The 6,445-nt window shown below is 72.0% G+C and carries 6 protein-coding genes; all 6 read left to right on the plus strand.

Annotated features, from left to right (window positions below):
• Positions 1-109: 109 nt before the first annotated feature.
• Entirely contained in the window at positions 110-874 is a 765-nt protein-coding gene (locus KBX06_RS21540; protein WP_210837912.1) for an ABC transporter ATP-binding protein, read from the plus strand.
• The gene (locus tag KBX06_RS21545) at positions 859-2,559 is read left to right on the plus strand and encodes an ABC transporter permease (RefSeq protein WP_210837914.1); all 1,701 of its coding nucleotides are present in this window, start codon (positions 859-861) and stop codon (positions 2,557-2,559) included. The genes KBX06_RS21540 and KBX06_RS21545 overlap by 16 nt, the downstream gene beginning before the upstream one ends.
• A 104-nt stretch (positions 2,560-2,663) precedes the next feature.
• On the plus strand, positions 2,664-3,524 hold the full coding sequence (locus tag KBX06_RS21550) for a hypothetical protein (RefSeq protein ID WP_210837916.1): 861 nt from the start codon (positions 2,664-2,666) through the stop codon (positions 3,522-3,524).
• Positions 3,521-4,153, plus strand: a complete 633-nt coding sequence (locus KBX06_RS21555; protein ID WP_374225666.1) for a flavin reductase family protein — start codon at positions 3,521-3,523, stop codon at positions 4,151-4,153. Before KBX06_RS21550 ends, KBX06_RS21555 begins: the two co-directional genes overlap by 4 nt.
• 208 nt (positions 4,154-4,361) lie before the next feature.
• Positions 4,362-4,733, plus strand: a complete 372-nt coding sequence (locus KBX06_RS21560; RefSeq protein ID WP_210837920.1) for a DUF485 domain-containing protein — start codon at positions 4,362-4,364, stop codon at positions 4,731-4,733.
• Complete coding sequence (locus KBX06_RS21565) at positions 4,711-6,384, plus strand: cation acetate symporter (protein ID WP_210837922.1); 1,674 nt, start codon at positions 4,711-4,713, stop codon at positions 6,382-6,384. The genes KBX06_RS21560 and KBX06_RS21565 overlap by 23 nt, the downstream gene beginning before the upstream one ends.
• The last annotated feature ends 61 nt before the right edge of the window (positions 6,385-6,445 follow it).

Consider the following 6,445-nt stretch of genomic DNA (forward strand, 5'->3'; position numbering starts at 1 on the left):
CCGGCTGGGCCGGCCGTTGCGCGGGTGGCGGCGGGTACGCCTCGGGGATGACCGGGGGATCATCCTGCGGCCGGAGCGACGGCTGGCACCGGCCGGATACGGTCGACGCATGACTGCTGAGCACCCGGCGCTCTCCCTGCGCGGCCTGGCGAAACAGTTCGACGGCAAGGTCGCCGTGGCCGGTGTCGACCTCGACGTGCCGGCCGGTTCCTTCTACGGCCTGCTCGGCCCGAACGGCGCGGGGAAGACCACCACCCTGTCGATGGCGGTCGGGCTGCTCCGGCCGGACGCCGGCGGTGCCCTGGTGCTCGGTCACGACGTCTGGTCCGACCCGGTACGGGCGAAGCAGCTGCTCGGCGTGATGCCCGACGGCGTACGGCTCTTCGACCGGCTCAGCGGCGCGGAGCTGCTCGCGTACCACGGCCTGCTGCGGGGGATGGACCCGGCGGTGGTCGACCAGCGCGCGGCGGAACTGCTGGACGTGCTCGCGCTCGGCGACGCCGGCCGGACCCTGGTGGTCGACTACTCGGCGGGCATGAAGAAGAAGATCGGCCTGGCCTGCGCGCTGCTGCACGGGCCCCGGCTGCTGGTGCTGGACGAGCCCTTCGAGGCGGTCGACCCGGTCTCGGCCGCGCTGATCCGTGACATCCTGCACCGCTACGTGACCGGGGGCGGCACGGTCGTCTTCTCCAGCCACGTGATGGAGGTCGTCGAGCGGCTCTGCTCGCACGTGGCGATCCTGGCGGCGGGCACCATCAAGCGGGTCGGCCCCATCGACGAGGTGCGCGGCGGCCGTTCGCTGGAGCAGGTCTTCGTCGAGGTGGTCGGCGGCCGTACGGCGACCGGCGAGGAGTTGGCGTGGCTGTCGCAGTGACCGGACCGACCCTCTCCGCCCCGCCCGCCCGGCCGGTCTCGGCCCGGCACTTCGTCCGGCTCAAGCTGCGGGTGATGGGCAACAACTTCCGGGGCCAGGGCTGGCGGGTCGCCCTCTTCGTGGGCGGCGCGGTGGCCGGGCTCTGGTTCGCCGGCACCGGCTTCTTCCTCTTCGCGGCGCCCGGCCTGGCCGACGAGGGCCGCTACGCGCTCATGGTCGCCGCCTTCGGCGGTGGCCTGACGGTGCTCGGCTGGCTGCTGCTGCCGCTGGTCTTCTTCGGGGTGGACGAGACGCTGGACCCGGCGAGGTTCGCGCTGCTGCCGCTGTCCCGCCGTACGCTCGTCACCGGGCTGTTCGCCGCCGCCCTCGTCAGCGTCCCCACGATCACGGTGCTGCTGGCCCTGTGCGGGTTGGTGGTCACCGCCGGCTCGTTGGGCGGCTGGTCGGCTGCCGCGGTCGCCTTCGTCGGGGTGGTCGGCGGGCTGCTGCTCTGCGTCGCGGCGGCCCGGGCGGTGACCAGCGCCTTCGCCACCGCGCTGCGGTCCCGCCGGGTCCGTGACCTGGCCGCCGTGCTGCTCGCCGTACTCGCCGCGCTGCTCGGGCCGTTGCAGCTCCTGGGCATCGCCGCTCTTTCCGATGCCGACTGGGACCGCCTCCAGGGGGTGGCCGAGGTGGTCGGCTGGACCCCGTTCGGCGCCGCCTGGACGGCCGGCATCGACGTGGCCGAGGGCCGCGTCTGGGCCGCGCCGGTGAAGCTGCTGATCACGGCGGCGACGATCGTCGCGTTGCTGGCCTGGTGGTCCCGCTCGCTCGAGTCCGCGATGGTGGGTGCGGCCAGCGCCGGGCCGGCCCGCGTCCAGCGCGGCACGACCGGCGGAGCCGTCACCCAGCTCTTCCCGAGGGTCCTCGGCTGGGCCCGGCGGGACCGGTTCGGCGCCCTCGTCGCCAGGGAGGCCCGCTACTGGTGGCGGGACGCCCGACGCCGGGCGAACCTGATCACCGTCGCGGTCGTCGGTCTCTTCGTGCCGGTCATGGTCAACCTGGGCGGCTCGGGCTTCACCATCGACAGTGCGGAGGGGTTCACGGCAAGTCCCGCATCGTCCCCCGGGCTGTCCAGCCTGTCGATGCTCTTCGTCGGGCTGCTCGCGGCCGTCACCCTGGCCAACCAGTTCGGCTTCGACGGCAGCGCGTACGCGGCGAACGTCGTCGCGGGCGTCTCCGGCCAGCAGGAGCTGCGCGCCAGGATGGCCGCGTTCTCGCTCTACGTCCTGCCGATGCTGGTGGTGATCTCCGCCGTCGTCGCGGTGGTCATCGGTGAGCCCGGCTGGATCGGGCTGATGGCGGGCACTCTGCTCGCCACGTACGGCGCGGGGCTGGCGGTGAACTGCTTCGTCTCGGTGCTGGGGGCGTATTCGCTGCCGGAGACGAGCAACCCGTTCGCGTTGAACAGCGGCGCCGGGATCGCGAAGAGCTTCCTCACCCTGCTGGCGATGCTCGCCACGGCGGTGGCAGCGGTGCCGATGGTGGTGGCCACCGCGCTGCTCGGCGACGTCTGGCTCTGGCTGGCCCTGCCGGTCGGGGCGGCGTACGGCCTGGGGGCGGCGCTGCTCGGCGCGTACCTGGCCGGCGACGTGCTGGACCGCCGGATGCCGGAGTTGCTGTCCACGGTCACCCCGCGCCGCTGACCTCGGTCGAGGAGGGTGGCGCTCGGCCCGGCCGCCTCCGCAGCCACGCCGATCAGTGGTCTCTCTGCTGGAACGGTCGGGGGTACGGGTGCGTCATAAGGGGCATGACGACTCTTTCTGTTATTCGCTGGGCGGCGCTCCTACCGCTGGCCCTGCTGGCGACCGCGTGCGCTCAGCAGGACGACGGGGTCGGCGATGCCGGCCCGGCCACGCCCACGTACCCCAGTGACGCCGTGGTGCTGCGCATCGAGCAGACCGGCGGTTTCGTGACCCCGGCCGCAGCGGTCACCCGCCTGCCCATCGTCACCGTCTACGGCGACGGGAGGATGATCACCCAGGGGCCGACGGTCCTGGTCTATCCGGGCCCCGCGCTGCCCAACGTCCAGGTGACCGACCTCGACGCCGGTCAGGTGGAGCAGCTCGCCGAGCGGGCCCGCGCCGCCGGCGTGGGCAGCGCCGGCGACCTGGGCAGCCCGCAGGTCACGGACGTCCCCGCGACCCGGTTCACCCTGCGCGGCGCGGTGGGTGTCGAGGAGACCACGGTCGAGGCTCTCAACGTGCCCGGCTCCGACACCGGGCTGACCGCGGAGCAGCAGGCGGCCCGGAAGAAGCTACGGGACTTCGCGGCGTCGGTGCCGGACCTGGCGCTGGAGTCGGGGGCGAAGACGCAGCCCTACCGGCCGACCGCCGTGGCGGCCGTCGCCGAGCCCTGGGTCGCCAACGACGGGGCCGGCAAGCAGGACGAGGTGGCCTGGCCCGGTCCCGATTTGCCCGGTAAGCCCGTCGGCACGACCGGCCTGAGCTGCGTGACGGTCAACGGCGAACAGGTGCCGCGCCTCCTCGACGCCGCCGCCACGGCGAACGCGGCGACCCCTTGGACGTCGGGCGGGAAGCGGTGGACGGTCACCCTCCGCCCGCTGCTGCCCGACGAGACCGGCTGCGGCGACCTCACCTCCGCGCGCTGACAACTCCGCCAACCCGCACCCGGCGAGCCGGCGCGACGACCAGCGCGTCGGGGTCGTACCGACGCTTCGCCGGTTCGGCGCCCGGTGCGGGCGGCACAATGTTTCACGTGAATCATCAGCCGGGTGCCGAGATCCACCACACCGACCCGTTCGCCGTCCCCGTCGACCGCCGAAGCCCCGTACGCCGGTTGCGGGGGCGGCTGGCCGCGCCCGTGACCCTGTGGACGGCGCCCGGCCCGGCGGGCCTGACCGTGTCGTCCACGCTGGTTGCCGAGGGGGAGCCGGATCGGCTTCTCGGCCTGATCGACGCGGAGTCGGACCTGTGGGCGGCGGCCGAGGAGGCCGGCCGGTTCGCGGTGGCCCCGCTCGGGCCGCCGCACCGACAGCTCGCCGACCGGTTCGCGGGCCTCTTCCCGTCCCCCGGCGGCCTGTTCGCCACTGACGCGTGGACCGACACCCCCTACGGTCCGGTGCCGGCCGACGCCGGCGGCTGGGCGGGGTGCCGGCTCGACACCGCCCGCGAGTTCGGCTGGGCGCTGCTGGTCGAGGCGACGATCGAGACCGTCGAGCTGACGGAGGAGACCGACCCGCTGCTGCACTACCGGGGGCGGTACCGCGAGCTCACCTGACTTGGCGGAACACCGCGGGTCACCCTGTGGAGCTGCGGCGAACGGGCCGGCCGACGACCGGTCAACGGAGTGAGCTGGGTCACTCGGCGCAGCCACCGTGCCGTTCGGCGCAGCCGCCGACCGACGTCGATCTCGCCCTTCCCCGGCGGGGAGCGCGCTTTCTACCGTGCGCAAAACTCCCCACGCCTGTGAAGGTGGTGATCCACGAATGTCCACGGACACACCCGCGTCCACGCCCCCCGCCTCGGCGGCGGACCGGTACCTGGCCGTACAGCGGTCGGACGAGTTCGCCGGGTTGCGACGCACGCTGCGCGGCTTCATCTTCCCGATGACCGTCGCGTTCTTCCTGTGGTACGCGCTCTACGTGATCCTGTCCGCGTACGCGCGGGACTTCATGGGCACGAAGCTCTTCGGCAGCAACATCAACATCGCCCTCGTCTTCGGCCTGCTCCAGTTCGTCTCCACCTTCCTCATCGCCTGGCTCTACTCCCGGTTCGCCGACCGGAAGATCGACCCGGTCGCCGACCGGATCCGCGCCGAGATCGGGGAGGTGGGCCATGAACACGGTCCTCGCGGCTGAGGCGGGCAGCACCACCGCCCGCAACCTCACCATCACGCTCTTCCTGGTCTTCGTGGCCGTGACCCTGGCGATCACCATCTGGGCCAGCCGACAGACCAAGACCGCCACCGACTTCTACGCGGGCGGGCGGTCCTTCTCCGGCTTCCAGAACGGCATGGCCATCGGCGGCGACTACATGTCGGCCGCGTCGTTCCTCGGCATCGCGGGCATCATCGCCCTCTACGGCTACGACGGCTTCCTCTACTCGATCGGCTTCCTGGTCGCCTGGCTGGTGGCGCTGCTGCTGGTCGCGGAGCTGCTGCGCAACTCCGGCCGGTACACGATGGCCGACGTGCTGGCCTTCCGGATGCGGCAGCGTCCGGTGCGGACCGCCGCGGCCGTCTCCACCATCACGGTGTCGATCTTCTACCTGCTCGCGCAGATGGTCGGCGCGGGCGCGCTGGTCGCGCTGCTGCTCGGCATCAAGCCGGGTACGACCTTCCTCGGCATGGACGCCGACACCGCCAAGGTGGCCACCATCATCATGGTCGGCGCCCTCATGATCGTCTACGTCACGGTGGGCGGCATGAAGGGCACCACGTACGTGCAGATCGTCAAGGCGTTCCTGCTCATGGGCGGCGCGCTCGTGATGACCCTGCTGGTGCTGGCGAAGTACAAGTTCAACCTGTCGTCGCTGCTCGGCGACGCCGCCGCCGCATCGGGCAAGGGCAGCGCCTTCCTCGAACCCGGGCTGCGCTACGGCGTCGAGGTGGCCGGCAACGCGACACAGACCTTCTACAACAAGGTGGACCTGTTGTCGCTCGGTATCGCGCTGGTGCTCGGCACCGCCGGGCTGCCGCACATCCTGATCCGCTTCTACACCGTCCCGACGGCGAAGGCGGCCCGCAAGAGCGTGCTCTGGGCGATCGGCATCATCGGCACCTTCTACCTGCTCACCCTGGCCCTCGGCTTCGGCGCGGCGGCCCTGGTCGGCAGCGAGGCGATCATCGCGCAGGACAAGGCGGGCAACACGGCCGCGCCGCAACTCGCCGAGGCGCTCGGCATCGACTTCCTCGGCGGCGACCTGGGCGGCGCCACCCTGCTCGCGATCATCGCGGCGGTCGCCTTCGCCACGATCCTGGCGGTGGTGGCCGGCCTGACCCTGGCGTCGTCGTCCAGCCTGGCGCACGACTTCTACGCCAACGTGATCAAGGACGGGACGGCGTCCGAGCGGCAGGAGGTCCGCGTCGCCCGGGTCTCCGCCCTGGTGATCGGCGCGATCTCGATCGTACTGTCGATCTTCGCGCAGAACCTGAACGTGGCCTTCCTGGTGGCGCTGGCCTTCGCGGTGGCCGCCTCGGGCAACCTGCCGGCGATCCTCTACAGCCTGTTCTGGCGGCGGTTCAACACCTCGGGCGCGGTCTGGGCCATCTACGGCGGCCTGCTCTCCGCCGTACTGCTGGTGTTCTTCTCGCCGGTGGTCTCCGGCGCGCCCACCTCGATGTTCCCCGAGCAGGACTGGCAGTGGTTCCCGCTGTCCAACCCGGGCATCCTCTCCATCCCGTTCGGCTTCCTGTGCGGCTGGATCGGCACCGTGATCTCCAAGGAACACGACGAGGAGAAGTACGCGGAACTGGAGGTGCGCGCCGTCACCGGCGCCGGCGCCCACTGACGCCCGGCAGGGTGCAAGGAAGGGTCCCTTGTTATCGCATGGCGATAACAAGGGACCCTTC

This window comes from Micromonospora sp. C31, assembly GCF_018070575.1.
Taxonomy (GTDB): Bacteria; Actinomycetota; Actinomycetes; order Mycobacteriales; family Micromonosporaceae; genus Micromonospora.